The organism is Pseudomonas sp. B7(2017) (assembly GCF_002112745.1).
In the GTDB taxonomy this organism is placed as follows: domain Bacteria; phylum Pseudomonadota; class Gammaproteobacteria; order Pseudomonadales; family Pseudomonadaceae; genus Aquipseudomonas; species Aquipseudomonas ekonensis.
Map to the genome: position 1 here is coordinate 303,490 of NZ_NEIP01000004.1, position 23,347 is coordinate 326,836.

The window sequence follows — 23,347 nt, forward strand, 5'->3', positions numbered from 1 at the left end:
GGGGATGAGGATCTGCAGGCTCGCGCCCACAGGGGGCATGCGAAGTCAGGCTTTGGCGTCGGCCTTGGGATCCAGGCCGCTTGCCTCGATGAGGCAGCGGTAGCTTTCCTCGCGCTTGCCGCTGGCGGTGACCTTGTCGATCGACCAGCGCCCGCGCATGAAATCCGGCCAGGTATCGTCAAGCACCAGCAGGCCCTCGGCGGACAGCCTCGGGTCGCCGGGGCAACTGACCTTCACCTTGTATTTCTCCCGCAGCATCTTGCGCACTTCGCCCTCGCCCACGGCTTTGGCCTCTTCCTCGCTGGGCAGGGTCTGGCGAAGGGTCTTGTACGGTGCAAGGCCGGTCTTGACCTCCCGCATCACGCAGGCGGCGGCATCCCAGAACGTGGTCTTGCAGCCTTGGTTCTGCGTGCGGGCGGTCTCTTCCAGAACGGCGCTGATGAACGCGTGGTCGCCGGGGCGGTTGTCGCTCGTCACCGACAGCCGGACGTCCGGCAACACCTTGCCGGACAAGGACTTGACCTGCCCCGGCCGCGCCAGCACATACAGTTCGTTCACCGGTTTGGCGATCACCTTGTACTTGCCGGCCAGCCGTGTGATGAAGCCCATGTCGGTCTCGTTCGACTGGTCGACGTGGGCGATCCGAATCATCGCCAACGCGGGATCGACCCGCGGCGAAAAGCCGTGCCGCGACACCAGCTCGCGAAACAGCGCGCCGAGGGTGGTGGGGCCGTGGCTGGCCGTGCGGCGCTGCTTGAAGCCGGTCTCGTCCTTGGCGCTGAACGGCGCCGCCGTGGCCACCAGCGTGAGTCGCAGCGGAAACAGGGTCGGCATGAGGCGGGTGACCTTGAACTGGCCCTTGTCGACCAGGCCGGATTCCAGGTAGCCCACCCGCAGGCCGATGTTCCCGCCCAGGGACGGCAATCCGGCGAGGCCTTCCAGGTCGAGCACCAGCGTCAGCTGGTCGGACTCAAGCCCGGCGGCATCGATGTGTTCCCAACTGATCAGGCGTTGGTTGAGCAGGGCCGCGTTGGCCCCGTAGATCTCGACCGACGGCGTGAATCCCAGTGCCATGCCGCCTCCTTAGTCCCAGGCCGTGACCGGTTTGATCGCGGTGGGTTTCGTGTCGAGTTCGGGCAGCGTCACCCAGACGTCCGCCGGCAGGACCGGGCCCTGCTCGGCCAGCGCCGGATTGAGCGCCCACAGGGCCTCTTCGGCCTGATCGTCGCTGCGGCCCGACTCGCGGTAGAGCAGCAGGTTGACCGAGTCGCCGGCCACGCTCCGTACCTTACGCATTGTTGAACTCCGCCAGTTCGAGGGTCCAGTCGACGACCATCGCCGTGCCGTCGTCGATGACCTGGCTCTGGTTCTCCTGGATGTTGTTGATCCGCCACAAGCCCCAGTTGCGACCGATGCCGTCGATCAACGGCAGCGGCATGCGCAGGGCCTGCAACGCCCGCAGCTCATCGAGCCGCTCCATGGCCACGGCATACATCGATTTGCCGGTGACGGTCAGGGTTTGCGGTTTCTGCCCGGTCTGATGGGCCTTGGGTTTGCTGGTGAGGATCGGCAGTTCGCTCCAGCCGCCGTCGGACTTGCGCGCCAGCGTGCTGTAGGCGAAGCCGCGGGACAGGCCGAAGATGAAACTGCCCAGTGCCATTTGCTGTTTCATCCGGCGACTCCATCGGTCAGGGCCGCATCACGGCGGGTGGCGAGCGGGTTGTGGGTGAGCATCGGCAGGAACTGGCCATGGAACTGCCCGCTCAGTTGCTGCCCGATGATCGTGCGGATCTGCTCGGCCGTGTCCGGTGCCGGGCACGTGACCTGGATCGACGGCGAAAAGGTGACCTGCTGGGTCTGGCTCGGGGCGTTGACGAGGTTCTTGGCGACGTCTGCCGGCGGCGCGAGTTTGTCGACCGCCGGGGCGGCCAGTTTCTCTCCCAGCCAGGCACCTGCCGTTCCGCCGATGACGCCACCGATGGCCGTGCCGATGCCCGGCAGCAAGAACGAGCCGATGGTGGCGCCGATGGCCGTCCCGGCCAATTGGCCGGCGGCTCCGCCCACCGCTTGGTCATCGCCTTCGCGCCAGCCTTTCAGGCCTTTGTAGGCGGCGCCGGCAAGCATCAGCGGCGTCGCGGCCTTGCTGACGAAGGGCACCGCCCTGGCCATCAGCGGCATGACCTTGGCCCCGGCACTGCGCAACGCGGGCATGACGCGGGCGGCGGCGCCCCTGATCGACGGCATGACCTTGAGCGCCGCGCTGCGCAGACGGGCCAGCGGGCTTTGGCGCACGGCGCCTGCCCGGGGCTGGGCGGGCTTGGCGGGCTTGGCGGGAGCCTTGGCCCCCTTGCCTTGGCCCGGTTTGCGGCCGGACCGTTTCTTTTTGCGCCCGCCGTCACCCTCATCGTCACCGGTGATCATGTCGCCGATGTCGGACGGCAAACGCGCCGCCGCCAGGCGCAGCAGCCTCGCGGAGACCGCATCGAGCACCGAGGACACGCCGGTCTTCAGCGCGCCGGCCACGAACGGCGTGGCGGCCACCCCCAGCAACGTCAGCGCTGCCGTGACGAACGGGAACGTCTCGGCTGCTGCGCTCAGCCCGTTGACCAGCGCCGTGAGCCCTACGGCAATGCCATCGGTCACCGGCGCCAGCGCCGTGCCGACGGACGTGGACAGCCTGTTGAGGCTCGCGTCCAGTGCATTCCAGCGCCCCTGGGAGGTATTGCCGTAGGCCTCGGCGGTCGCGGCCGCCGATCCTGCGCCCTCGCCGCGTTTGGAGGTCGCGTACTGAGATTTGTCGGCCACCAGCCTGAAGGCAGTGCTGACATCCTCCGGCTTCTTCAGCAGTTCGAGCACCGCATCGTTGTTGCCGAACAGCGTCTTGGTCAGCGCAGCCTGTTTCTCTTCAGGCTGTTTCCTGAGTTCTTCAAGCACCAGCTTGATCGTCTGCGGCGCATCGCCGCTCATGCCGCGGGCCAGCGACTCAGGGTTCAGGCCCATCTGCGCCCAGGCTTCGCGTTGCGCCGAGGACGCGGTTTCGCCCTTGCCCAAGGTCGCCGTGAAGCTCTTCAGCGCCGCCCCGGCGTCGGCCTTGCCGGCGCCGCTGTTGAGGAACGCGGCCGCCAATGCGGCCACTTGCTCGGGCGTCATGCCCGTCGCTTTCGCGCTCTCGCCGGCACTCTGAACGACAGCGCCGATGTCGGCGGCCTTGACGTTCAGGCCGCTGTTGCCCAGATGGCTGGTCGCGTCGGCCAGGTCCTGGCTCTGCAACCGGTCGAGCTTCAGCGTCGTGCGCCAGCCGGCCAGCATCTCGCCGGCCGCCTTGACGTCGATCTTGAACGCCGACGCATTGAGGGCGGCATCGCCGGAGAACGTCTGCAACGCGTCCCGCTTCTGCTCGCCCTTCAAGCCGTCGCTGATGCCGGTTCTGAGGGCGGCCAGCTGCACCTGCAGCAAGTCCGCCCCCGTGGCGCCGCTGGGGGCGATCCGTTTGTCGCTGGCGGTTTCCAGGTTCTTTTCCGAGAGGGCCTGAAGCGATTCCTTGCTCAGGTGCAGCACCTGGTTCAGCTCGACCAGCGCCGTCTCGTTGGCCATGGCCGACTGAAGGCCTTTGGGCGGCGGACGCTGTTCGATCTCGGCCTTGAGCTTCGACTTCGGCTCAGGAGCCGCCGCCGGGGCTGCGGCCCCCGCCTTGAACAGTGATTGCTGGCTGACCAGCTGCTCGCGCAGCTTGATCTGCTCCTGGGTCAGCAAGCGGATGTCCACGCTCGCCAGGGCCAGCGTCAGGTTCAAGTCCTGCAGCGGCTTGCCCAAACCCTCGGGCATCACCAGTGCGCCTGCGCTGTTGCCGCCCTCACCGGCGTAGGTGAGCGCATATCTGTTTTCTGCCATGCCGCCCTACTCCTGTTTCACGCCAAGGCGAGTGATCGCTATGTCGTAGCGGCGCAACGCCTTTTCGGCGTCCCATTCCAGAATCTCCGCCTCACTTACCGGGTAAATGAGCGGCACGACATCGAGGATCACTTCGATGTCGCGCTCCGAAAGTAGGCCGCCGGCTGGTTTAAAAAATCGTCGATGCGCACCTGCAGCTGCGTCCAGTCCGGGACGCTCAGGTGGGCCAGATCGGGGATCATCAGGCCGGTGCAATGGGCGGTGATGAATTCGGCGCGTTCCTTGGCCGTCTTCAGTTTCTTCATCACTTTGGTGGCGCGCAGCGCGGGCATTTCCAGGCTCAGCGAGGTCACGGTGCGGCCGGTCACGGCGAGCGGCTGCAGCAGCTGCACTTCGTCCGGGTCGTCCGAACGCCTGGCGTCTTCGGCCTGGGCGAGAAAGTGCGACGCCGGTTGGGTGGACATCTCGTGCACGTACTGGGCGATGCTCACGTAGTCCGGGCGCTTGAGCTGGTCGAGTTCCTTGACCGACAGCCCGGTGGCCAGCAGCGCCAGCTCGAAGAACTGATCGTCCTCGTCGTCGCCGGCGCGCTCCAGCGCTTCTTTCTGCGCGGCGTAGAACAACGGCTTGAGCTGGATCTGCGCGATCTCGGCCCCGTCGTCGCCGGTGATCGGCGACAGCAGGTCATGCTGGGGTGGCATCCACGACATGAATGAATTCCTTGGTGATTCTTGAGAGGGGTGTTGCTTGATGCCCGCCAACCCGGCCCCGCTGCGGGAGCGGGCCTGCCTGCGATGGCGTCAGGCCTCATCGCCAGCAGGCTGGCTCCCACAGGGGATCGGTTGGCTGCGGGGATCGGCTTACGGCATCAGCACCGCGCGGCGGGCGTCGCCGAGGATGTCCACGCCGTTGAGCACGAACTTCTGGGTGCGCACGTCGATGTCGATCACCGGCACGCCGTTTTCCAGGCGGTTGTAGGTGCGGCAGGACAGCTCCAGGGTGGTCTTGGGCTTCTCGCCCATTTTCACGGTGCCTTCCTCAAGGGATTTCAGCTTGCCGCCGACGGTGTGGTAGGTGAACCAGGTGTTGCCGTCCTGGTCCTGGCCGGCCTCGCGCACGTTCAGCAGGATGTCGTCGCCCAGCTTCACGCCCAGGGCCAGCATGACTTCGGGGCCTGCGCCCTGGAGGATCAGCTTGGCGCCCAGGGCCTTGGCGCTCTTGGCCATTTCCTCGACGATGAAGCGGCCGCCCGTCATGTTTTCCATGTCGAACTCGATCTTCGGCGCCGTGAACTCTTCCACGGTCGCCGACAGCGGCAGGCCTTGCAGGGTGGCCGCGATGGCCTGGCGGTTGCGGTTGGTAAACATTAGAGAACGTCCTCCAGGAACTGCTCGATGATTTCATCGCGGGCGTTGAGTTGGTAAACCATGTGTTCGTTCGGCGCGTAGCGGCCGTAGTCGATGACCACGTACCAGGTGCCGTTCTTGTACTTCTCGACGCTGTTGAGTTCCGGGTGCAGGTACACGCTGCCGCCGGGGATGGTTTCGTCGGCGACCAGGGTCTGCAGCCAGTCGTTGATGCGCTTGACCTCCTGGTCCATGAAGGACTTGGTCAGGTTCTTGGCCATGGCCTTCTGGCCGGCCTTCACCAGCTTGCGGCTGATGGCGTCTTCCAGGCCCACGTAGCTGATGAACTTGCCGGTGATCGAGCGGTTACCCAAAAGCGAGAAGCCGCCGAGGATGGTGCGGGCGTAGTAGCTCACGCCGTAGCGGTTGAGCAGGTCGCCTTCGGTGGAGGTGTCGAGGATGTTGTATTCCACGACGCGGGACACGTCCTCGGCGTAGGTCACCTGGTTGCCCGGGCTTTCCCACTGCTTGACCTTGGCCAGCGCGGCGATCGCCAGGCTGGACGGCGCCAGGAAGACGTTCTTCTTCGCCGCTTTCGAGTACACCGCCGGCATGTTGTGCACCACCAGACAACGGTCGAAACCCAGGTCCGCGCCGCCCAGCTCCTGGCTGTACAGCACTTGGTCCGCCACCGAGGCGTCCTTGCCGTCCAGCACCACACGGGCCTTGATGCGCTTGCCGAACGAAGCGAACTCGCCGGCCACCGCCTTGGTGCCGGTGAAGCCCGGCGCGCCGATGATGGTCAGGTCTTCCGGCACGCTGCCCAGCGCCGCCAGGCCCAGCTTGCGGCCGGTGGCCGGCTCGATGCCGCCGATGACGTTGTTGACGGTGTCGGCCGGGGTCGCGCCCGCCTCGACGATCACCACGTACACCGGCACCTTGACCACTTTGAGGATCTGGTAGACCGCGTGGTACAGGGTGCCCTCTTCGGCGCCGGTCGGGTCCAGCAGCGCGTGGGTGGTGAAGCTGTTGATGCGAAACGGCGCGTTGCGCGGAATCAGCGGATCGGCCTTCGGCGCGGTGCCGACCAGGCCGATGACGTTGTCGCCCAGGCCGCCCATGGCCTCGGGGGATTCGGTGGCATTGACGGTGATGCCGTTGTGCTCGAAGTTCAGGACTTCAGCCATGTTCAGTCAGCCTTCTTGGCAGCGGCCTTTTTGGCCTGGGTGGTTGGGGTTTTCAGCTCAAGCCGGCCGGCGGTGTGCAGCGCGCTGGCCTCGACGTCGAGCAGGTCGAGCTCTTGGCCGACGCTCGACCAGTGACCGCCCCCGGTGGGGAACGGGACGAGCACGGTGTAGGTTTGGCGGGTTGCCATTTTTCGTTTCTCCATAAACGGGAAAGCCCCTGCGGGGAGGGGCTTGAGGCAGGCGAAAAAAAACCGCTTTCGCGGTCGGGACTCAACTGATGAAGGACGGCTTTTCGGGCCAGAGCACCTGCGAAGGTTGCTCTATGGCTTGCGGAATGTCCCGCAGGGCCTTGCGGTAAGCCGTCACTTGCGCCAATTGGTCGGCACTGATCGGATAGTCCGGCAACTGGGTGAAATCGGTTGCCTGCAGAAGTTGATCCCGTCGGGTGCGAATGGCCGCCCACTCGATTTCGGGCATGGGGGCCGCCAGGCCCACCTCGGAATTGTTGCTTACAGATGCGTCAGACATGTCGGTTCCTTAACTGAAGACTACGGTTTCGGCCAAAGACAGCTTGGGCTTCAGGTCGCCCAGATTGAACAGCCGTCCGTTACCTACCCGCATGGTGTCGATGCGGACCGTGGTGTAGTAGATGCTGGGAAGCAGGATCCGCATGACGATGTTGCCGTTCGTGTCGACATAGACCGAAGGCGTCATGTTGCCGAACGTCGAAACGTTCTGGAGGGTGCGGGTCGGTTGGTAGCAGTAGCCGACCAGCGTCTCCTCGATGATCTTGGCGGTTCCGTAGCTGTAGCCCTTGATGTTGAACCAGAACATTTCCGAGTTGACGTTGATGTTCAACGGCGTCTTGAAATGCATGTAGACGTTGGCGGTGGTGCCCAGATCCGTCGAGACGAAACTGCCTACGGCGCCGACGCCCTGCAGTCCGCCGGTGCCGGAGACGAACCCTTGCAGGACATTCCGGCGGATGGTGCCCAATGCCGCCGGATCCCCTTCCACATCCTTCTGGTTGCGCCACTCATTGAACTGGTTCAATGCGTCGGCCATGGTGCTGTTGATGCTGCCGATCTTCCCGTTGACCACAGTGGTCAAGTTGTTGGCCGCTGTGACCAACGCTGCAACAGTGGTTTCTAGACTCACGATTCAAATCCCTGTGTTTTCAAAATGTACTGACTGCGCATCCGCACAATCACTTGCCGGACTCAAGCGCCATCACGCGGAACATCAAGTTGACATGGCGCGCCATGTTGTCGATGTCAGCGCACGCCAGAGCCGTGAACTCCTCGCTGAGCAGGATGTTGAGGTTCTCGGCTCCGACCACTACGGTCACGCTGTTGGCCGGCAACGGAGAAATGTCGAGCGTGAATTTCTGCAGTACGCGGGCGGCTCCCGCCTTGTAGGTCAGCAGCTTGCCCGCGACGGAATAGACCGCCAGGAGCGTGCCGCTGGCGAGATAGAAACCGAACTCTCCGATCTCGTACTCCTCCGGGCCGCTGAACAGTGCCCCCATTCTGAGCTGCCCGGTCCCCAGATCCTCGTAATCGACAATTTCCACCCGTTGGCGCTCGTCACGAAGCGCCGTTTCCGAGCCTGTCGGGTCATAACGGCCGGTACCGGCGCCGATGTGGGTGATTTGGCCCTTCAGGCCTTGGTTCTTCGCCTGCAACACTTCATTCAGTCCAGCCGATGTGAAGTGAACCAGGCGCGTTAGGTTGTCTGTCATGGCTGCGCCTTGAGGTCGTAATCATTGATGGTGTAGCGCCGGGTCGCCCCGGCGCCGGCTAAGCTGGCGCCCAGCGCCAGTGTCGGCAACGTCGCGCAAAGACGCAGTTCCGCGTCGGACAAAGGCGCCCACGCCGCCCCGCTGGAGACCAGGAAGGTGGCCAGCGGCACCTGCGGCAACATGGCGGGCCGACTGTCTTCGCTGACGCTAAGGCCGGGATCGGCCCCCGCCGCTGTCCGCAGACCTCCTGCGGTGGCATGGACAACGGTGATGGTTGCCCCGTCACGCTCGCTTTTGGCCGCGTTGATCCGCTGGATCAGGCGATTGTGGTCACCGCTCGACCAATCCCTGCCGACGATGGCCTGCACGTCGAAGGTGTAAGGCACACCCACCGGCCGCTGCTGATGCCAGGCCGTCACATTGGGCGTGAAACCCAATGACTCCACGGCATGGTTCAGGGCCTGACCGGTTCCTGCCTGACGCTGTATCTGCCAGGACAAAGAGATCGTCAGGCGCTTCTCGGCTTCGCTGGCCTGGACGCTCCACTCGCTGACCCCGCGGTCCGCCGCCAGGTACGGCAGAAACGCCAATGGCGTCTGCTTGGGGTCCATCAGCTCGGGGAACGGCGGCGCGATGCGGTCGAGCAAGGCGCCGAAGCCCAGGTCCAGCGCGCGCTCAAGCGGCGAGCTGTTGGCCGGCAGCAGCGTCGGCCGTTGCGTTTGATCGCTCATAGCGTCTGCACCTCGACCTCGACCGCCGTGCAGTACGGTGCCTGGAACGCGGTGGCGACGATGGGCGCCAGCGGTTCGAGGATCTGCAGCTGCACGGCGCCGGCGCTGTGCAGCGTGTAGTCGATCCAGCTCGGGTCGACCCGCCCTTCCAGGCGGTGGCAACTGTCGGCGTAGGCTTGCAGGTGCTGCTCGGCGGCGACCTGGGTCAGGCCCGAATCGGGGCCTGAGTTGATCTTGGCCACCACGCGGATCTTGTAGCGCTGGATGTCGGCGCCGCGCACGGTGACCTTGTCGGTCTCCGGGCAGACATCAGGCCGGGCGAAGTGCTTGCGCACCCCGTCGAGCAACGCGGCGGACGGCGTGCCGTCGCCCTCCCGCGCCAGCACGGTGACCTGCACTTCGCCGGGCGCGGTGCGCCGGCCGTTGCCGTCCTTGACCTGGGCGGCGAGGCCGTCCGGGTCGAAGGTGTAGGTGACGTTCACCACGCCGGCGTCGGTGGATGCCACCTTCACCGTCGGCCGTTCGCCGAGGGTGAAGACCTCGCGGCGGTACTGCATCCGCGACCCCGCCGCCGGCGCATGGGGCGCCAGGTAGTAGCGCAGGCGGGCGTCGTCGTCGCTTTCGTACACCGGCGGCACCGGCGGGAAAGCGGCCGGATCGCCCGGATCGAGCAACTGCCGCTCCAGGCCCATGTCGGCCAGCCGCGCGTCCAGGTTGCTGCCGGTGGCCCACCACGCCAGCATCTGCTTGATGCGGGCGTTGTACTTGCGCTCATGGGTCTGCAAGCGTACGCAGAACGCTTCGAGGGCCAGGGTCAAAAGTTCGCTTTCGTTCTCCAGGCTGGCCTTGAGCTTCTCGGCGCTCTGCGGGGCGCGGGTGCCGACGTAGTCGACGACGAAGGCCTTGAACTCGGCGAGCAAGTCCTCGAACGCGTCGATGGCGATCAGCGCAGGTTCAGCCAACTGGTTCTGGCCGGGGATCAGCATGCTCATGTCACGACCTCGAAAGTCTGTTGGCGGTTTTTCCAGGTGCCGGCGAAACGCAGCAGCAGCCCGGCGCCCTGCCGTGTGGCGACGATCACCTGCGGCTGGAAGTCGCCGATGCCGTTCTGCGGGTTGTAGAACGCCTGGGCCGCATGGCTCTGGGCCAGGAGCAGGACGTCGTCGCCCAGGTTGCGGCCCAGCAAGGTGGGGATCAGGGAGCCGTACAAGGGCCGTTTCTGCCGGGTGCCCAGCGGCGTGGTCAGGGCCCGGGTCGCGCGCTGCACGAACTGCAGCCAGTCGTCGACCGTGGCCCCGGTGTCTCTATCGATTCCGATCATGGAAGGCTCTCGGGTCAGGGGCTGATGACGCGGCCCTGGTGATCCACCAGCGGGCCGCTGAAGTGCACGCCCGCCGCATCGATCGTCAGGCCGGCGCCGCCCAGTTGCAGGTTGATCGCCTGCGCGGTCATCGCCAGGCGCGCCGGGCCGATGCTCAGCTCCAGCGATTCGCGGGAGCCTTTGAACGCGGCCGGGCCGTTCTGCCAATGCAGGGTGTGGGTGGCGTCGTCATAGCCGCTTTCGCTGCCGTCCCCGTGTACCCGACGGGTCAGCGTCGGCACCGTGGAGGCCGGCGGAAACCGGTCGCTGTTCAAGCCGAACAGCGCCACGCTCTGCGCGCCGCTTTCGCCGCTGCCGTAGTTCAGCAGCAGGCACTGCTCGCCCGGCGTGGGGATCCGCGATTCGCTCTGCGCCCCGGCGCTGGGGTTGAAGAACTTGATGGACGGCGTCAGCAATCCGCCGTGACTGACCCGGCAGGTATTGCCGGCGGCATCCACGTCCTGGCACACGCCGATGCGGCAGAAACTCTCGGCGCGGCGGTGCAGGTCTTCGACTTCCGCTTCCATCTCGGCCAGCCGCTCGATGATCGGCCCCAGTTGCATGCGTATCAGCGCATCGAACACGGCTCAGGCCTCCAGCGAGGTGTATTGGTCGGGGTCGTCGATGTCGCTGACTTCCCAGGTGCGGGCGAATTTCGGGGTGCCGAGCGGGTCGTCGAGCAAGGTCGGGCCGAGGTAGAGGGTCTGGATGAACGATAGCGTCCAGGCCTTGTGGGACTGCCCGTCCCGCACCAGCAGCGACGGCACGCCGTCGAGGTTCAACGGCCGGTCGCATTGGTCGCCGGGCAAGCCCCAGCGGTTGTCGGTGGCCAGGTTCTTCAGTGCGGCGATCAAGTCGCAAGCGGCAAACGCACTGGCGGCAAGCGCCGGGACGACCTGCAGCGACAGCGTCAGCACATGGGCGATGCGCCCGTCGGCCGCCCGCTCGCCCGGGCCGTTGCGTTCGATGTCGATCAGCACCCAGGCCTTGTCGCCCGGGGCGGTGAATTCAGGGTGGGCGCCGACCTGCACATCGAGGCCGGCGGCGTTGCGCAAGGTTGTCGCCATCGCCGTGAACAGCTGCGAAGGCTGATGGATCGGTGCAGGCATGCATGACCTCCTTTTCGAATGTCCACACGAAACCCCGCCGCCGGACGGCAGCGAGGACTGGATGTGAAGGGGTTACTGCGGATCGTGCGGCGGCGGTTCGCTCAAGCCCATGCGCTTGGCGGCCCAGCGCTCGTAGAGGCCGATGGCGACGTCCGCGCCGGCCATGGCCGTCAGGCAGCCGAAGGCGCCGGCGGCCCAGATCGACAGGCCGGCGGCGTACAGCAGCATGATCGCGGACACCCCGCAGATCATGCACGCGCCGGAGCGCAAGGCCAGCCGGCGCAGCAGCGCCCAGCCCCGGGCGCCTTCCTTGTCGGCGCGCCACATCTCGCCGGACACCCCGCCGACGACGGCCAGGAGGATGACCAGCCAGATCGGCATGTCCGCCAACGCTTGTTGCTCGTTCGTCATGTCACGCCTCCAGGGTGCGTTGATGGATGGGGGGGAAACCGCCGGTGCCGGGCACCGCCTCGGGTGGATGCGCCGATCCGGGATTACAGGCGTTCAACGATGACGTTGTCGATGAAGGCATAGTTGGCGTACGGATTCTGCTCGTTGAAAAAGGCCAGCGTCGTTTGCGCGGTGGTGGCGGTGAAGTCGTAGGTGACGGTGCTCCATTCGACCGCGACGCCTTTGGCGATCGGCGTGTCGAAGCTGACGGTCTGCCCGGCCACCTTGACCTGCACGACGCCGCTGCCGGAACGGCTGGCGAAGCGAGAGTTGCCGGCGCTGAAGGTCAGGCGGTACTTGGCGCCGGGGGTGGTGGCGAAGTTCTGCTGAATGCCGCCGCCGTTGCCGTAGACATAGTTGGCGAGGTCAACGATCACCACGCCGTCCGCCGCAGCGGAACCGCCGATGGAGGCCGGCATGTTGAAGTACTCGGCACCGGACAGGAACGTGGTCCAGCCGATGATGAAGTTGGCCTTGGCCGGGGTGTCCAGGATGCAGCTGGCGCTGCAGCCCGGCTGTTCGAAGCTGCCGTTGACCAGCAGGTTGGCCGCCTTCACATTGCCTGCGGCGCCCAACAGCGCGGCGGTGGCGAGAAGCGGTGCGATGTATTTTTTCAGAACGTTCATGTGTTCACCTGTCGAGTGGAATGAGGGGGTTGAGCTGCCTGGGCAGCCTTCATGTCGCTCACGGGCGATGGCTCGGGGCTCGCGGCCCTCACATGATTCAGCGTCCCGCATCGGGAACATTTGATCTGGAGCTCGGCACACTGGCCCACGCGGGCAAGCAGCCTGTTGCAGTGTCCGCATCTGCAGTCTTTCAACATCTGCAACGGGCCTTCTTCATGGGCTGGATCCTTCCTTTTCGCCGGTGCGGCGCAACGCCTTACGGCAGTTGCGGCCAAGCGATGGTCACCGGGAAACCCGGCTGCTTGTTGACCTGGCCGAACGCGACGCAGTATTCCTTGAAGGCCGTCAGGTAGGCCTGTTCGGCCGAGGTGGCTACGCCCAGGTCGACCTTGAACTGCAAGCCCGACGAGGCGACGCTGGCCATGACGTTGTCGAGCCGGCGGACTTTCTCGTTGCGCATTTGCTCGCCCAGCACCGATTGCGGCCACGGGAACCCCGAATTGAAGGTCCAGACCCCGTCGGTGTTGACGGCGTTGTAGCCGTAATCGACCTGCGAGTTCACGGTGCCGGTGATGTCGACCCAGAGCTGGCTGGCCGGAAACTCTTCGGTGATCGGGTTGACGGTTTCAAAAATGTTGTCGACCTTGCCGTCTACCACACGGGCATACTTTTTCAGGCTCATTGTTCACTTCCTTGATGGATTGCCGACATGTCGGCGTTCGTGTTTCTGTTTGCACAAGGCAGGCATTCCAAAAAGCCCGGCGCCAGGCCGGGCTTTTCAGTAATGCACTCCTTTGCCTTCCTTTCATTCCCTAAAACCGAAAGGAAGCTGACTTTTCGGCGCTGCTGGCGCGGTACGAGTCCGTTCATATTGTTCCTCCGGCCGCGGTCCCTGCCCGCCGGATAACTGCTCTTGGTGCTTTACGCTGCACACCCGGGTCAGTTGCCAACCCTCTGAACCGTTGAGGCCGGTTCATCGCTGCCTGTTTTTGTGGAACTAAAGAGCGGTCTTGCCAGCCGCTTTGTCGAGCGGCTTGGTGGCAAGAATATGCACTCATGCATATGCAGTCAATGCAGAAATGCATTTATTTATGCGCGGCAAATGCACGGACGCATGAAAGCCCCGCCGCTCTTGGCTTCGGCCGTTTTCGACAGGCGAAAAAAAACCCGCCGAGGGGCGGGTTCTGTCAGGCAGGGGTGGTGCTATCGGGCGTACATGCCCCACCAGAAGACGTGACCGATGATGACGATCTGCTCTTCCTGGATCTCCTGGAAGCTGTAGTCCTCGTCCGGATGTTCGTCACGGTTGAAGCTGCGCAGGCGGATGCCGGTGGGCAGGCGATAGAGCTGCTTCACCCGCAGTTGGCCATTGTGGTTGATGGCGTAGAGATCGCCGTCGACGATGTCGCCGATGCCGCTCTTGCCGGCGTTGACGCCGACCGTGGCGCCGTCGCGCAGCACCGGCAACATGCTGTTGCCGCGCACCGTCACGCATTTGGCCTGGTCGAACTGCACACCGTTGTGACGCAGGCTGCGCTTGCCGAAGCGCAGGCTTGAGCGCTCGCTCTCTTCCACGACGAATCTTCCTGATCCTGCAGCCAATTCAACCTCACGAAGAAAGGGCACCGACACCTCGTCGTCATCGACAGGGGTGTCGTCGTCCCACAGGCTTATGTCCTTGAGTTCCGCATGCACGTCATGGCGCGCGCCGGCAGCCGCCGGCGCAATGTCGGCGCGCCCGCGCAACTGATCGGTGCTCACGGCGAAGTACTCGGCGATCTTCGAGATGTGCTTGTCCGAAGGATCGACGATCTTCCCGCTGAGGATCCGCGAGAGAGTGGATTGAGGCACGCCGGTGCGACGGTGAAGCTCCGTGGGCGAGATCCCGTGCCGGTCGAGCAGTGCTCTTAATACGGTAGATACGTTGCGTTTTTGCATAACGCGCATAGTGCTTGAAGAATTCGGCGAAGACAAATGCTGATTTGCATATCTTCTGCATAATCACGTTTTTTACGGCATGAACCCGTCACTCGACCGCCATCCCTGCGCCCGACAGACCGCCCATGGTAATCTTGCGCCCATCGCGGAAAAGCCTGGCCGACGCCCCGCTTTTGCCCCACTCCTTTGAACGAGTTGCCTGACAATCCGATGAATAAAGCCGTCTCCGACCTGTCCTCCCATACCCCGATGATGCAGCAGTACTGGCGCCTGAAGAACCAGCACCCGGATCAGCTGATGTTCTACCGCATGGGCGACTTCTACGAGATCTTCTACGAGGACGCGAAGAAGGCGGCCAAGCTGCTGGACATCACCCTGACCGCCCGCGGGCAGTCGGCGGGACAGGCGATTCCGATGTGCGGGATCCCGTTCCACGCGGCGGAAGGCTACCTGGCGAAGCTGGTGAAACTGGGCGAATCGGTGGTGATCTGCGAGCAGATCGGCGACCCGGCCACCAGCAAGGGCCCGGTGGAGCGTCAGGTGGTGCGGATCATCACCCCGGGCACGGTCAGCGACGAAGCGCTGCTGGACGAGCGCCGCGACAACCTGATCGCGGCCGTGCTGGGCGACGAGCGTCTGTTCGGCCTGGCGGTGCTGGACATCACCAGCGGCAACTTCAGCGTGCTGGAGATCAAGGGCTGGGAAAACCTGCTGGCGGAGCTGGAGCGGGTCAACCCCGTGGAGCTGTTGATCCCGGACGACTGGCCGAAAGACCTGCCGGCGGAAAAGCGCCGTGGCGTGCGCCGTCGCGCCCCGTGGGATTTCGAGCGTGATTCGGCGCTCAAGAGCCTGTGCCAGCAATTCTCCACCCAGGATCTGAAAGGCTTCGGCTGCGAGAACCTGACCCTGGCCATCGGCGCCGCCGGCTGCCTGCTGGCCTACGCCAAGGAAACCCAGCGCACCGCCCTGCCCCACCTGCGCAGCCTGCGTCATGAACGCCTGGACGACACCGTGGTGCTGGACGGCGCGAGCCGGCGCAACCTGGAGCTGGACACCAACCTGGCCGGCGGTCGCGACAACACCTTGCAATCGGTGGTCGACCGCTGCCAGACCGCCATGGGCAGCCGCCTGCTGACCCGCTGGCTGAACCGCCCGCTGCGCGACCTCACCGTCCTGCTGGCGCGCCAGACCTCCATCAGTTGCCTGCTCGACCGCTACCGCTTCGAACGCCTGCAACCGCAACTCAAGGAAATCGGCGACATCGAACGGATCCTGGCGCGGATCGGCCTGCGCAACGCGCGGCCCCGTGACCTCGCCCGCCTGCGCGACGCCTTGGGTGCCCTGCCGGAACTGCAGACGGCGATGGCGGATCTGGAAGCCCCGCACCTGGCGCGCCTGGCCGCCACCGCCGGCACCTACCCGGAACTGGCGGCGCTGCTGGAGAAAGCCATCATCGACAACCCGCCGGCGGTGATCCGCGACGGCGGCGTGCTCAAGACCGGCTACGACAGCGAACTGGACGAACTGCAATCGCTGAGCGAAAACGCCGGCCAGTTCCTCATCGACCTGGAAGCCCGGGAAAAGGCCCGCACCGGCCTTGCCAACCTGAAGGTCGGCTACAACCGCATCCACGGCTACTTCATCGAGCTGCCGAGCAAGCAGGCCGAATCCGCGCCGGCCGACTACATCCGGCGCCAGACCCTCAAGGGCGCCGAGCGTTTCATCACGCCCGAGCTCAAAGCGTTCGAAGACAAGGCGCTGTCGGCCAAAAGCCGGGCGCTGGCCCGGGAAAAAATGCTCTACGAGGCACTGCTGGAAGACCTGATCGGCCGGCTGCCGCCGCTGCAGGACACCGCCTCGGCGCTGGCCGAACTCGACGTGCTGAGCAACCTCGCCGAACGCGCGCTGAACCTCGACCTCAACTGCCCGACGTTCGTCAGCGAACCCTGCATGCGAATCGTCCAGGGCCGTCACCCGGTGGTCGAGCAGGTGCTGACCACGCCGTTCGTGGCCAACGACCTGAGCCTGGACGACAACACAAGAATGCTGGTGATCACCGGCCCGAACATGGGCGGTAAATCCACCTACATGCGGCAAACGGCGCTGATCGTACTGCTGGCGCACATCGGCAGCTTCGTACCGGCGGCCAGTTGCGAACTGTCGCTGGTGGATCGGATCTTCACCCGGATCGGCTCCAGCGACGACCTGGCCGGCGGGCGCTCGACCTTCATGGTGGAAATGAGCGAGACCGCCAACATCCTGCACAACGCCACCGACCGCAGCCTGGTGCTGATGGACGAAGTCGGCCGCGGCACCAGCACCTTCGACGGCCTGTCCCTGGCCTGGGCGGCAGCCGAGCGCCTGGCGCAACTGCGCGCCTACACGCTGTTCGCCACCCACTACTTCGAACTGACCGTGCTGCCGGAGGCCCAGCCGCTGGTGGCCAACGTGCACCTCAACGCCACCGAGCACAACGAGCGCATCGTGTTCCTGCACCATGTGCTGCCGGGGCCGGCGAGCCAGAGCTACGGCCTGGCCGTTGCGCAACTGGCCGGGGTGCCGAGCGAAGTGATCGCCCGCGCCCGCGAACACCTGGGCCGCCTGGAGACCACCAGCCTGCCCCACGAGCAACCGGCACCGGTCAAGGGCAAGCCGGCCGCTCCGATGCAGAGCGACCTGTTCGCCAGCCTGCCGCACCCGGTGCTGGACGAATTGGCCAAACTTGACCTGGACGACCTGACCCCGCGCCGTGCGCTCGAAATGCTCTATACCTTAAAGAACCGGATATAAGCACTGAAGAAGCGGATATAACGCAAACGGCTTCAAGCTGGTAGAATCTCGCGCGGTTCGGGATGCTGCTGGCTAATAGCCTGGCCGGCAGACATCGCTCCCGAACCTGGCGACCCCAACCGTGAAGGGGCAACGCTGCCGCCGCCTGAGGAGAAAATTAGAAATGACCTTCGTCGTCACCGACAACTGCATCAAGTGCAAGTACACCGACTGCGTAGAAGTCTGTCCGGTGGACTGCTTCTACGAAGGCCCGAACTTCCTGGTGATCCACCCGGACGAGTGCATCGACTGCGCCCTGTGCGAACCGGAATGCCCGGCCGTGGCCATTTTCTCCGAGGACGAAGTGCCGGAAGAGATGCAAGAGTTCATTCAGCTGAACGTCGAGCTGGCCGAGATCTGGCCGAACATCACCGAGAAGAAGGATTCGCTGCCGGACGCCGAAGAGTGGGATGGCGTCAAAGGCAAGATCAAAGACCTCGAACGCTGATCCGTCCTGCGCTCGACAGAAAAGGCCCCTTGCGGGCCTTTTTGCTTTTCTGCAGGCGAAAAAAAGGGGCGGTTTGACCCGCCCACATTTTTTCCCTATTCCCTGTGATCCTTTTCATCGTCCTGATGAATCGCGTCCTGCGATGTCCATTCCCCTCTTCCTTGAAGGGCGTGTCTATCCGTCGACACAACCCAGATACTAAAGAGTTCCCCGCCGAGAGCAATCGGCACTCGGCTGCGGAACGGCTTGTCATAAGGCCTTCATTTTTATAAATAACCAACAAAATCAAATAGTTATAAACCTGCATTACGCCTAATGGACGTCTACGGAAGTGTAAACATAGTGAACACTTACGAAACTGTCAGCCAAGGCTTACAACGCGAGACTACAAACTTCGGAGCGAAGCGCCTGGTGGCGCCCCCTGGCCACACGCGGGCTCCCTTGCCCGGCGGCAGACAACAAAAAGCCCCGATCCAGTCGGGGCTTCTTGCGGGCGGTCAGGTGAGGCGCTTATTGAAACAGCGACTCGCTCGACAAGCCGTTCTTCTCGAGGATCTCCCGAAGGCGCTTGAGGCCTTCCACTTGGATCTGCCTCACCCGTTCCCGGGTCAGGCCGATCTCCAGGCCCACATCCTCCAGCGTGCTGCTCTCGTGGCCGCGCAGACCGAAGCGGCGCACCACCACCTCGCGCTGCTTGTCGGTCAGTTCCGAGAGCCATTGATCAATGCTCTGCGACAGGTCATCGTCCTGCAGCAGTTCGCACGGATCGGTCGGACGGTCGTCCGTCAGGGTGTCCAGCAGGGTTTTGTCCGAATCCGGCCCCAGCGAGACGTCGACCGAAGAAACCCGCTCGTTCAGGCCCAGCATGCGCTTGACCTCGCCCACCGGTTTTTCCAGCAGGTTGGCGATTTCTTCGGGTGAGGGTTCGTGGTCGAGCTTTTGCGTCAGCTCCCGTGCGGCCCGCAGGTACACGTTGAGCTCCTTGACCACATGAATCGGCAGCCGGATGGTCCGGGTCTGGTTCATGATCGCGCGTTCGATGGTCTGGCGGATCCACCAGGTCGCGTAGGTCGAGAAGCGGAAGCCGCGCTCGGGATCGAACTTTTCCACCGCCCGGATCAGCCCGAGGTTGCCCTCTTCGATCAGATCCAGCAGCGACAGCCCCCGATTGACGTAACGCCGGGCGATCTTCACCACCAGCCGCAGGTTGCTTTCAATCATGCGCTTGCGCCCGGCGGGATCGCCACTTTGCGACAGGCGCGCAAAATGAACTTCTTCTTCCGGGGAGAGCAAGGGGGAAAAGCCGATTTCGTTGAGATACAGCTGCGTGGCATCGAGCGCCCGCGTGTAGTCGATGTACTTGTGTTGCTTAAGTGAAGCGGAGTGTTTGGATTTGGCACGAACGGAAGGTGGAGCTGCCCCTTCATCATTCGACATCGAATCCGTATCGATGGCGGCCTCCATCAGGAGAACCTCATCGTCGATGTCAAACTCCGGCACTTCTTTACTGAGAGCCATTGTTATAGTCCTTTGGTGAGTTCGACCCCAAGCTCAAGCGACGCCTCTATCCTTGGCAGCGCTGGAGCCTGTCCCCTCTACGCGACGGAACAGGCTGGCTTCAAATCAACGTCGTGGCAGGAACTGCAGCGGATCCACAGGTTTACCTTGTCGGCGAATCTCAAAATGCAGTTTCACCCGGTCTGTACCCGTTGACCCCATTTCGGCAATTGTCTGTCCGACCTTGACCTGCTGCCCCTCCCGTACCAAAAGCCTGCGGTTGTGGCCGTAGGCGCTGACGTAGGTTTCGCTGTGTTTGATGATGACCAATTCGCCGTAGCCCCTTAAGCCACTCCCGGCGTAAACCACCGTCCCATCAGACGCAGCTAAAACAGGCTGTCCCAAATCTCCGGCGATATCAATTCCTTTATTCAAACTACCGTTTGAAGAGAATTTGCCAATGAGAATGCCATTAGATGGCCATCCCCAGCCGGTCGGGGCCGGGCCCGGAGGAGGCAGTGGAGCGGGTGCGGATTTGCTGGCGACGGACGGTACGACCGCCGTGGAAGCGGCCCCGGAGCCCGTGGTTGTGGTGGTCGTCGTGCCATTCGCCTGGCGCCGGATTACCGTGGTTTTGCTCGACGAGGAAGGCGTTGAACCGCTGCCGGCGACGACGGCGGCCGGCGTTGAACCGGTGCGGCCGTCAAAGCGAATCGTCTGACCCGGATGGATCGTGTAAGGCGTAGGAATGTTGTTCCGGGCGGCGAGGGCTTTGTAGTCCCAGCCGTAGCGGAAAGCGATCGAAAACAGGGTATCGCCCGGACGGACCACATACTGCCCGGTCGTGACGACAGGACGTTGGGGCGCGGCGCCATTGCGGTCGACGACCCGCACATTGTTCGATTTGGTGCTGGAGCAACCGACCAGCAAGGTGCTCAAGACAAGGCCAGTCACCAGGCGCTGAAAGCTCGTGTTACCCATACGCTGCGCAATGACTGTGAGACTCACCCGCCGCTCCCTTCTTGGTGGCTGAAAAAATGAAATGCCGGACTCCGGCGTGAAGTGTCGCAAGTATAACGGGCCGCAGCCGCTTTACCTTTAATGAAGCGAACTGCCGTCGCGCACACGTTTGCCTGATGACGATCGGCAGTGTTTACGCAATCGCCGCCGGTGTAAGACCGGGCCGGACGACAGGAATTCAGCGCCTCGAAAAAGAGACTCAGGCCAGCGGTCCGTTGAGCAAAGGCACGAAGCGGACCGCCCCCAGGACGTGCCGGGAAAAGCCGTGCTCTTCACGCACGATCAGCATCAGTTGCTGCACTTCCCCCGAACCGACCGGTATCACCATCCGACCGCCCGGCGCCAATTGGTCGAGCAAGGCCTGGGGCACATCCGTGGCCACCGCCGTGACGATGATGCCGTTGTACGGCGCCAGCGCCGGCCAGCCTTCCCAGCCGTCGCCCCAACGGAACACCACGTTGCGCAGGTTCAGCTCGACCAGGCGCTCCTTGGCCCGATCCTGCAGAACCTTGATCCGCTCGACCGAGAACACCCGCTCCACCAGCTGCGACAGCACCGCCGTCTGGTAGCCGGAACCGGTGCCGATCTCCAGCACCTTGTCCAGCGGCCCCGCCTCCAGCAGCAGCTCGCTCATGCGCGCCACCATATAAGGCTGGGAAATGGTCTGGTTGTTGCCGATCGGCAGCGCGGTGTCTTCGTAGGCGCGGTGGGCCAGCGCCTCATCGACGAACAGGTGGCGCGGCGTGCGGCGGATCACCTCCAGCACGCTGGCGTTGGACACCCCTTCTTCGTACAGGCGCTGGATCAGGCGCTCACGGGTGCGCTGGGAGGTCATGCCGATGCCGCTGCGCAGCCTGTCGTCTTGTTCGCGAGCCATCAGTTCAGCCCCTCCAGCCAGCCGTCCAGGCTTCTGAATGCATCGTTGAACGTGCGATCGAGCTGCAACGGCGTGATGGACACATAACCTTGCATCACCGCGTGGAAGTCGGTGCCCGGGCCGCCGTCCTCGGCGTCGCCGGCGGCGGCGATCCAGTAGCCGGCCCTGCCGCGCGGATCCACCACCTTCATCGGCGCCGCCGCACGGGCGCGATGGCCCAGGCGGGTCAACTGAACGCCGCGGATGCGCTCGATCGGAAGGTTAGGGATGTTCACGTTCAGCACCGTGCGCGGCGGCAGGTCGAGCCCTTCATGGGCCTCCACCAGTTTGCGCGCGAAATGGGCGGCCGTGGGCAGGTTTTCCGCCTGCCGCGACACCAGCGAGAAGGCAAACGAAGGGCGGTCGAGGAAACGCCCCTCGAGGGCCGCCGCCACCGTTCCGGAATACAGCACGTCATCGCCCAGGTTGGCGCCCAGGTTGATGCCCGAGACCACCATGTCCGGCTCGCGCTCCAGCAAACCGTTGAGCCCCAGGTGCACGCAATCGGTCGGCGTGCCGTTGAGGCCGATGAAACCGTTGGCCAGGTATTGCGGATGCAGCGGACGGTCGAGCGTCAGCGAACTGCTGGCGCCGCTCTTGTCCTGCTCCGGGGCGATAACCACGCATTCGGTGTAATCCGCCAGCGCACCATACAGCGCGGCGAGTCCGGGTGCGGTTACCCCATCGTCGTTAGAAATCAGAATACGCATGGGCTGTCCGTCTGCCCCACCGGCACCAGATCAACGAGTTCGCGCACCAATGCGGTGGCGAAGCATCCGGCCGGGAGGACGAATTCCAGTTGCAGAATGTCAGGCTCGGGATAATGCCACGTCAACCCGCCAATGGGCAGTCGCAGGATGCGACGTTCGTGGCTCATGCCGGCGTGAATCAACCAATCGCGCAGGTCCGCTTCGCGCGCGGCGATCCCCTGCTCCAGATCATGGACTGCGCCGGCCGCCGGCGAGTCACCTTCGCCCCACTGGGGACCGGTCGGATGCAGGTCGAGAATCGCCAGGCGCGGATCGCTGCATTCGGCTTCGCCAGCCGGGAAAAAGCTGCGGCTGTCGGTGAACGCCAGCAAGTCGCCGACCTGGGCGCGCTGCCAGGAGCCGTCGGCGACCCGCGCCGCCAGCACCTGGTTGAACAGGAAGCTGCGCGCCGCCGACAGCAGCCGCGAGCGCACGTTGCGCTGCTCCGGCAATGCCTTGCGCGCAGCCCAGGAGCGGGCATCGACCACATTGCCGCCATCATGGCCGAAGCGCTGGGCGCCGAAGTAGTTCGGGATGCCCTGCCGGGCGATGCGTTGCAGGCGCTCCTCAAGGGCCGCCTTGTCGCCGGCGAGCTGCGTCAGGCGCAGGGTGAAGCCGTTGGCCGAGTGCGCGCCGCGCTGCAGCTTGCGCTTGTGGCGGGTGGTCTTGAGGATCTTGAGCGTATCGTTTTCCGCCGCCGACAGATCCGGATCGGCCTTGCCCGGCAGCTGCACGCTGAACCACTGACGGGTCAGGGCCTGACGATCCTTGAGCCCGGCATAGCTCACTGTGCGCAACGGCACGCCGGCGGCCTTGGCGATCCGGCGCGCCGCCTCTTCGGTGTTCAGGCCGCGCTTTTCCACCCAGATCCACAGGTGCTCGCCGTCGCCGGTGAACGGGATGTCGAGCACTTCATCGACCTGGAAGTCTTCGGCGACGGCCTTGAGCACCGCCGTGCCGAGCACGTCGCCGTGGGCCCGAGGGCCGAGCAATTGCAGTTCGTTCATGCGCGCAGCAACAACGCGACGGAATGGACGGCGATGCCTTCCTCACGACCGACGAAGCCCAGCTTCTCGGTGGTGGTGGCCTTCACGTTGACCTGGTCGAGCTCCACCTGGAGGTCGGCGGCGATCAGGGCGCGCATCGTTTCGATGTGGGGCGCCATTTTCGGGGCCTGGGCCACGATGGTGTTGTCGACGTTGCCGACCTTCCAGCCCTTGGCATGGATCAGGCCGACCACGTGGCGCAGCAGCGCACGGCTGTCGGCGCCCTTGAACTGCGGATCGGTGTCCGGGAAATGCTTGCCGATGTCGCCCAGCGCCGCGGCGCCGAGCAGGGCGTCGCTCAAGGCGTGCAGCAGGACGTCACCGTCGGAGTGGGCGAGCAGCCCGAAGCCGTGTGCGATCCGCACGCCGCCCAGAGTAATGAAATCGCCTTCAGCGAAACGGTGAACATCGTAGCCGTGGCCAATACGCATAAAAAAACGCCCCGATTTTGGTCAGGGCGTGA

General features: G+C 64.4%; 30 protein-coding genes. 2 read left to right on the top strand and 28 right to left on the bottom strand.

The genetic code is table 11. The annotated features are described in order from the left end of the window. Window positions 1–45: 45 nt before the first annotated feature. From CAG29_RS10555 to CAG29_RS10655, 22 genes are all read right to left on the bottom strand, one after another. The gene (locus CAG29_RS10555) at window positions 46–1,074 is read right to left on the bottom strand and encodes a phage tail protein (RefSeq protein ID WP_085694379.1); all 1,029 of its coding nucleotides are present in this window, start codon (window positions 1,072–1,074) and stop codon (window positions 46–48) included. Window positions 1,075–1,083: 9 nt separating this feature from the next. Beyond that, a complete protein-coding gene (locus CAG29_RS10560) occupies window positions 1,084–1,296 on the bottom strand; it encodes a tail protein X (RefSeq protein WP_085581471.1) in 213 nt (70 codons plus the stop codon). Then, complete coding sequence (locus tag CAG29_RS10565; protein ID WP_085694381.1) at window positions 1,289–1,672, bottom strand: phage tail protein; 384 nt, start codon at window positions 1,670–1,672, stop codon at window positions 1,289–1,291. The genes CAG29_RS10560 and CAG29_RS10565 overlap by 8 nt, the downstream gene beginning before the upstream one ends. Further along, window positions 1,669–3,891 carry a phage tail tape measure protein gene (locus CAG29_RS10570; RefSeq protein WP_085694383.1) on the bottom strand — a complete coding sequence of 741 codons (2,223 nt, stop codon included), beginning with the start codon at window positions 3,889–3,891 and terminating at the stop codon, window positions 1,669–1,671. The genes CAG29_RS10565 and CAG29_RS10570 overlap by 4 nt, the downstream gene beginning before the upstream one ends. Before the next feature lie 128 nt (window positions 3,892–4,019). After that, on the bottom strand, window positions 4,020–4,601 hold the full coding sequence (locus tag CAG29_RS10575) for a phage tail assembly protein (protein WP_085632088.1): 582 nt from the start codon (window positions 4,599–4,601) through the stop codon (window positions 4,020–4,022). Window positions 4,602–4,751: 150 nt separating this feature from the next. Continuing rightward, window positions 4,752–5,258 (bottom strand): phage major tail tube protein, encoded by a 507-nt coding sequence (locus CAG29_RS10580; RefSeq protein ID WP_085581463.1) that lies wholly within the window; start codon window positions 5,256–5,258, stop codon window positions 4,752–4,754. Continuing rightward, window positions 5,258–6,424 carry a phage tail protein gene (locus CAG29_RS10585; RefSeq protein WP_085581461.1) on the bottom strand — a complete coding sequence of 389 codons (1,167 nt, stop codon included), beginning with the start codon at window positions 6,422–6,424 and terminating at the stop codon, window positions 5,258–5,260. The genes CAG29_RS10580 and CAG29_RS10585 overlap by 1 nt, the downstream gene beginning before the upstream one ends. A 2-nt stretch (window positions 6,425–6,426) precedes the next feature. Next, window positions 6,427–6,612: a hypothetical protein gene (locus CAG29_RS10590; RefSeq protein ID WP_085581459.1), complete on the bottom strand. Its 186-nt coding sequence runs from the start codon at window positions 6,610–6,612 to the stop codon at window positions 6,427–6,429. Between the two features lie 82 nt (window positions 6,613–6,694). Then, entirely contained in the window at window positions 6,695–6,952 is a 258-nt protein-coding gene (locus tag CAG29_RS10595; protein WP_256576786.1) for a tail fiber assembly protein, read from the bottom strand. 9 nt (window positions 6,953–6,961) lie between these two features. After that, a complete protein-coding gene (locus CAG29_RS10600; RefSeq protein WP_085694385.1) occupies window positions 6,962–7,582 on the bottom strand; it encodes a hypothetical protein in 621 nt (206 codons plus the stop codon). A gap of 49 nt (window positions 7,583–7,631) precedes the next feature. After that, window positions 7,632–8,165 carry a phage tail protein gene (locus CAG29_RS10605; protein ID WP_085694387.1) on the bottom strand — a complete coding sequence of 178 codons (534 nt, stop codon included), beginning with the start codon at window positions 8,163–8,165 and terminating at the stop codon, window positions 7,632–7,634. Then, window positions 8,162–8,896, bottom strand: coding sequence for a phage tail protein I (locus CAG29_RS10610; protein WP_085694389.1), 735 nt, complete (start codon window positions 8,894–8,896; stop codon window positions 8,162–8,164). Before CAG29_RS10610 ends, CAG29_RS10605 begins: the two co-directional genes overlap by 4 nt. Then, entirely contained in the window at window positions 8,893–9,888 is a 996-nt protein-coding gene (locus tag CAG29_RS10615) for a baseplate J/gp47 family protein (protein ID WP_085694391.1), read from the bottom strand. The genes CAG29_RS10610 and CAG29_RS10615 overlap by 4 nt, the downstream gene beginning before the upstream one ends. After that, a complete protein-coding gene (locus CAG29_RS10620) occupies window positions 9,885–10,217 on the bottom strand; it encodes a phage baseplate protein (RefSeq protein ID WP_085581448.1) in 333 nt (110 codons plus the stop codon). The genes CAG29_RS10615 and CAG29_RS10620 overlap by 4 nt, the downstream gene beginning before the upstream one ends. Before the next feature lie 14 nt (window positions 10,218–10,231). Further along, window positions 10,232–10,840 carry a phage baseplate assembly protein V gene (locus tag CAG29_RS10625; protein WP_085581446.1) on the bottom strand — a complete coding sequence of 203 codons (609 nt, stop codon included), beginning with the start codon at window positions 10,838–10,840 and terminating at the stop codon, window positions 10,232–10,234. Between the two features lie 3 nt (window positions 10,841–10,843). Beyond that, window positions 10,844–11,365, bottom strand: a complete 522-nt coding sequence (locus CAG29_RS10630) for a hypothetical protein (protein WP_085694393.1) — start codon at window positions 11,363–11,365, stop codon at window positions 10,844–10,846. Between the two features lie 72 nt (window positions 11,366–11,437). Beyond that, entirely contained in the window at window positions 11,438–11,776 is a 339-nt protein-coding gene (locus tag CAG29_RS10635; protein WP_085581442.1) for a phage holin family protein, read from the bottom strand. A gap of 83 nt (window positions 11,777–11,859) precedes the next feature. Then, a complete protein-coding gene (locus tag CAG29_RS10640) occupies window positions 11,860–12,441 on the bottom strand; it encodes a DUF642 domain-containing protein (protein ID WP_085694395.1) in 582 nt (193 codons plus the stop codon). Then, window positions 12,438–12,638, bottom strand: a complete 201-nt coding sequence (locus tag CAG29_RS10645; protein WP_085581438.1) for a Com family DNA-binding transcriptional regulator — start codon at window positions 12,636–12,638, stop codon at window positions 12,438–12,440. Before CAG29_RS10645 ends, CAG29_RS10640 begins: the two co-directional genes overlap by 4 nt. 59 nt (window positions 12,639–12,697) lie before the next feature. Next, entirely contained in the window at window positions 12,698–13,123 is a 426-nt protein-coding gene (locus CAG29_RS10650) for a tail fiber assembly protein (protein ID WP_256575481.1), read from the bottom strand. Then, window positions 13,120–13,311, bottom strand: coding sequence for a hypothetical protein (locus CAG29_RS28180; protein ID WP_139831485.1), 192 nt, complete (start codon window positions 13,309–13,311; stop codon window positions 13,120–13,122). The genes CAG29_RS10650 and CAG29_RS28180 overlap by 4 nt, the downstream gene beginning before the upstream one ends. Before the next feature lie 333 nt (window positions 13,312–13,644). Then, a complete protein-coding gene (locus CAG29_RS10655) occupies window positions 13,645–14,379 on the bottom strand; it encodes an XRE family transcriptional regulator (protein ID WP_085581436.1) in 735 nt (244 codons plus the stop codon). Between the two features lie 210 nt (window positions 14,380–14,589). Between CAG29_RS10655 and mutS the strand changes: the two genes are divergently transcribed. Further along, the gene (gene mutS, locus CAG29_RS10660) at window positions 14,590–17,169 is read left to right on the top strand and encodes a DNA mismatch repair protein MutS (RefSeq protein ID WP_085694397.1); all 2,580 of its coding nucleotides are present in this window, start codon (window positions 14,590–14,592) and stop codon (window positions 17,167–17,169) included. Window positions 17,170–17,332: 163 nt separating this feature from the next. Next, window positions 17,333–17,656, top strand: coding sequence for a ferredoxin FdxA (gene fdxA, locus CAG29_RS10665; RefSeq protein ID WP_007924025.1), 324 nt, complete (start codon window positions 17,333–17,335; stop codon window positions 17,654–17,656). A 510-nt stretch (window positions 17,657–18,166) separates the two neighbouring features. Here fdxA and rpoS read toward each other — a convergent pair. From rpoS to ispF, 6 genes are all read right to left on the bottom strand, one after another. Beyond that, window positions 18,167–19,174 carry an RNA polymerase sigma factor RpoS gene (gene rpoS, locus CAG29_RS10670; RefSeq protein WP_085581432.1) on the bottom strand — a complete coding sequence of 336 codons (1,008 nt, stop codon included), beginning with the start codon at window positions 19,172–19,174 and terminating at the stop codon, window positions 18,167–18,169. A gap of 105 nt (window positions 19,175–19,279) precedes the next feature. Further along, on the bottom strand, window positions 19,280–20,161 hold the full coding sequence (locus tag CAG29_RS10675; RefSeq protein WP_085581430.1) for a peptidoglycan DD-metalloendopeptidase family protein: 882 nt from the start codon (window positions 20,159–20,161) through the stop codon (window positions 19,280–19,282). A 211-nt stretch (window positions 20,162–20,372) separates the two neighbouring features. Then, window positions 20,373–21,008, bottom strand: coding sequence for a protein-L-isoaspartate(D-aspartate) O-methyltransferase (locus CAG29_RS10680; RefSeq protein WP_170929962.1), 636 nt, complete (start codon window positions 21,006–21,008; stop codon window positions 20,373–20,375). A gap of 41 nt (window positions 21,009–21,049) precedes the next feature. Next, a complete protein-coding gene (surE, locus tag CAG29_RS10685) occupies window positions 21,050–21,799 on the bottom strand; it encodes a 5'/3'-nucleotidase SurE (RefSeq protein ID WP_085632069.1) in 750 nt (249 codons plus the stop codon). After that, window positions 21,787–22,845 (bottom strand): tRNA pseudouridine(13) synthase TruD, encoded by a 1,059-nt coding sequence (gene truD / locus CAG29_RS10690; protein ID WP_085581425.1) that lies wholly within the window; start codon window positions 22,843–22,845, stop codon window positions 21,787–21,789. The genes surE and truD overlap by 13 nt, the downstream gene beginning before the upstream one ends. Beyond that, window positions 22,842–23,315, bottom strand: coding sequence for a 2-C-methyl-D-erythritol 2,4-cyclodiphosphate synthase (gene ispF, locus CAG29_RS10695; protein ID WP_085581423.1), 474 nt, complete (start codon window positions 23,313–23,315; stop codon window positions 22,842–22,844). Before ispF ends, truD begins: the two co-directional genes overlap by 4 nt. Between the last annotated feature and the right edge of the window lie 32 nt (window positions 23,316–23,347).

Excerpts from the sequence above, each read along its gene's own strand:
- CAG29_RS10645 (WP_085581438.1), bottom strand. The coding sequence starts at position 12,638 with ATGTTGAAAGACTGCAGATGCGGACACTGCAACAGGCTGCTTGCCCGC.
- CAG29_RS10590 (WP_085581459.1), bottom strand. The coding sequence starts at position 6,612 with ATGGCAACCCGCCAAACCTACACCGTGCTCGTCCCGTTCCCCACCGGG.
- ispF (WP_085581423.1), bottom strand. The coding sequence starts at position 23,315 with ATGCGTATTGGCCACGGCTACGATGTTCACCGTTTCGCTGAAGGCGAT.
- CAG29_RS10565 (WP_085694381.1), bottom strand. The coding sequence starts at position 1,672 with ATGAAACAGCAAATGGCACTGGGCAGTTTCATCTTCGGCCTGTCCCGC.
- truD (WP_085581425.1), bottom strand. The coding sequence starts at position 22,845 with ATGAACGAACTGCAATTGCTCGGCCCTCGGGCCCACGGCGACGTGCTC.
- CAG29_RS10680 (WP_170929962.1), bottom strand. The coding sequence starts at position 21,008 with ATGACCTCCCAGCGCACCCGTGAGCGCCTGATCCAGCGCCTGTACGAA.
- CAG29_RS10655 (WP_085581436.1), bottom strand. The coding sequence starts at position 14,379 with ATGCAAAAACGCAACGTATCTACCGTATTAAGAGCACTGCTCGACCGG.
- CAG29_RS10570 (WP_085694383.1), bottom strand. The coding sequence starts at position 3,891 with ATGGCAGAAAACAGATATGCGCTCACCTACGCCGGTGAGGGCGGCAAC.
- CAG29_RS10605 (WP_085694387.1), bottom strand. The coding sequence starts at position 8,165 with ATGACAGACAACCTAACGCGCCTGGTTCACTTCACATCGGCTGGACTG.
- CAG29_RS10595 (WP_256576786.1), bottom strand. The coding sequence starts at position 6,952 with ATGTCTGACGCATCTGTAAGCAACAATTCCGAGGTGGGCCTGGCGGCC.
- CAG29_RS10615 (WP_085694391.1), bottom strand. The coding sequence starts at position 9,888 with ATGAGCATGCTGATCCCCGGCCAGAACCAGTTGGCTGAACCTGCGCTG.
- surE (WP_085632069.1), bottom strand. The coding sequence starts at position 21,799 with ATGCGTATTCTGATTTCTAACGACGATGGGGTAACCGCACCCGGACTC.
- CAG29_RS10630 (WP_085694393.1), bottom strand. The coding sequence starts at position 11,365 with ATGCCTGCACCGATCCATCAGCCTTCGCAGCTGTTCACGGCGATGGCG.
- CAG29_RS28180 (WP_139831485.1), bottom strand. The coding sequence starts at position 13,311 with ATGAACGGACTCGTACCGCGCCAGCAGCGCCGAAAAGTCAGCTTCCTT.
- CAG29_RS10575 (WP_085632088.1), bottom strand. The coding sequence starts at position 4,601 with ATGTCGTGGATGCCACCCCAGCATGACCTGCTGTCGCCGATCACCGGC.
- CAG29_RS10610 (WP_085694389.1), bottom strand. The coding sequence starts at position 8,896 with ATGAGCGATCAAACGCAACGGCCGACGCTGCTGCCGGCCAACAGCTCG.
- CAG29_RS10585 (WP_085581461.1), bottom strand. The coding sequence starts at position 6,424 with ATGGCTGAAGTCCTGAACTTCGAGCACAACGGCATCACCGTCAATGCC.
- CAG29_RS10560 (WP_085581471.1), bottom strand. The coding sequence starts at position 1,296 with ATGCGTAAGGTACGGAGCGTGGCCGGCGACTCGGTCAACCTGCTGCTC.
- mutS (WP_085694397.1), top strand. The coding sequence starts at position 14,590 with ATGAATAAAGCCGTCTCCGACCTGTCCTCCCATACCCCGATGATGCAG.
- CAG29_RS10580 (WP_085581463.1), bottom strand. The coding sequence starts at position 5,258 with ATGTTTACCAACCGCAACCGCCAGGCCATCGCGGCCACCCTGCAAGGC.
- CAG29_RS10650 (WP_256575481.1), bottom strand. The coding sequence starts at position 13,123 with ATGAGCCTGAAAAAGTATGCCCGTGTGGTAGACGGCAAGGTCGACAAC.
- fdxA (WP_007924025.1), top strand. The coding sequence starts at position 17,333 with ATGACCTTCGTCGTCACCGACAACTGCATCAAGTGCAAGTACACCGAC.
- rpoS (WP_085581432.1), bottom strand. The coding sequence starts at position 19,174 with ATGGCTCTCAGTAAAGAAGTGCCGGAGTTTGACATCGACGATGAGGTT.
- CAG29_RS10555 (WP_085694379.1), bottom strand. The coding sequence starts at position 1,074 with ATGGCACTGGGATTCACGCCGTCGGTCGAGATCTACGGGGCCAACGCG.
- CAG29_RS10640 (WP_085694395.1), bottom strand. The coding sequence starts at position 12,441 with ATGAACGTTCTGAAAAAATACATCGCACCGCTTCTCGCCACCGCCGCG.
- CAG29_RS10635 (WP_085581442.1), bottom strand. The coding sequence starts at position 11,776 with ATGACGAACGAGCAACAAGCGTTGGCGGACATGCCGATCTGGCTGGTC.
- CAG29_RS10620 (WP_085581448.1), bottom strand. The coding sequence starts at position 10,217 with ATGATCGGAATCGATAGAGACACCGGGGCCACGGTCGACGACTGGCTG.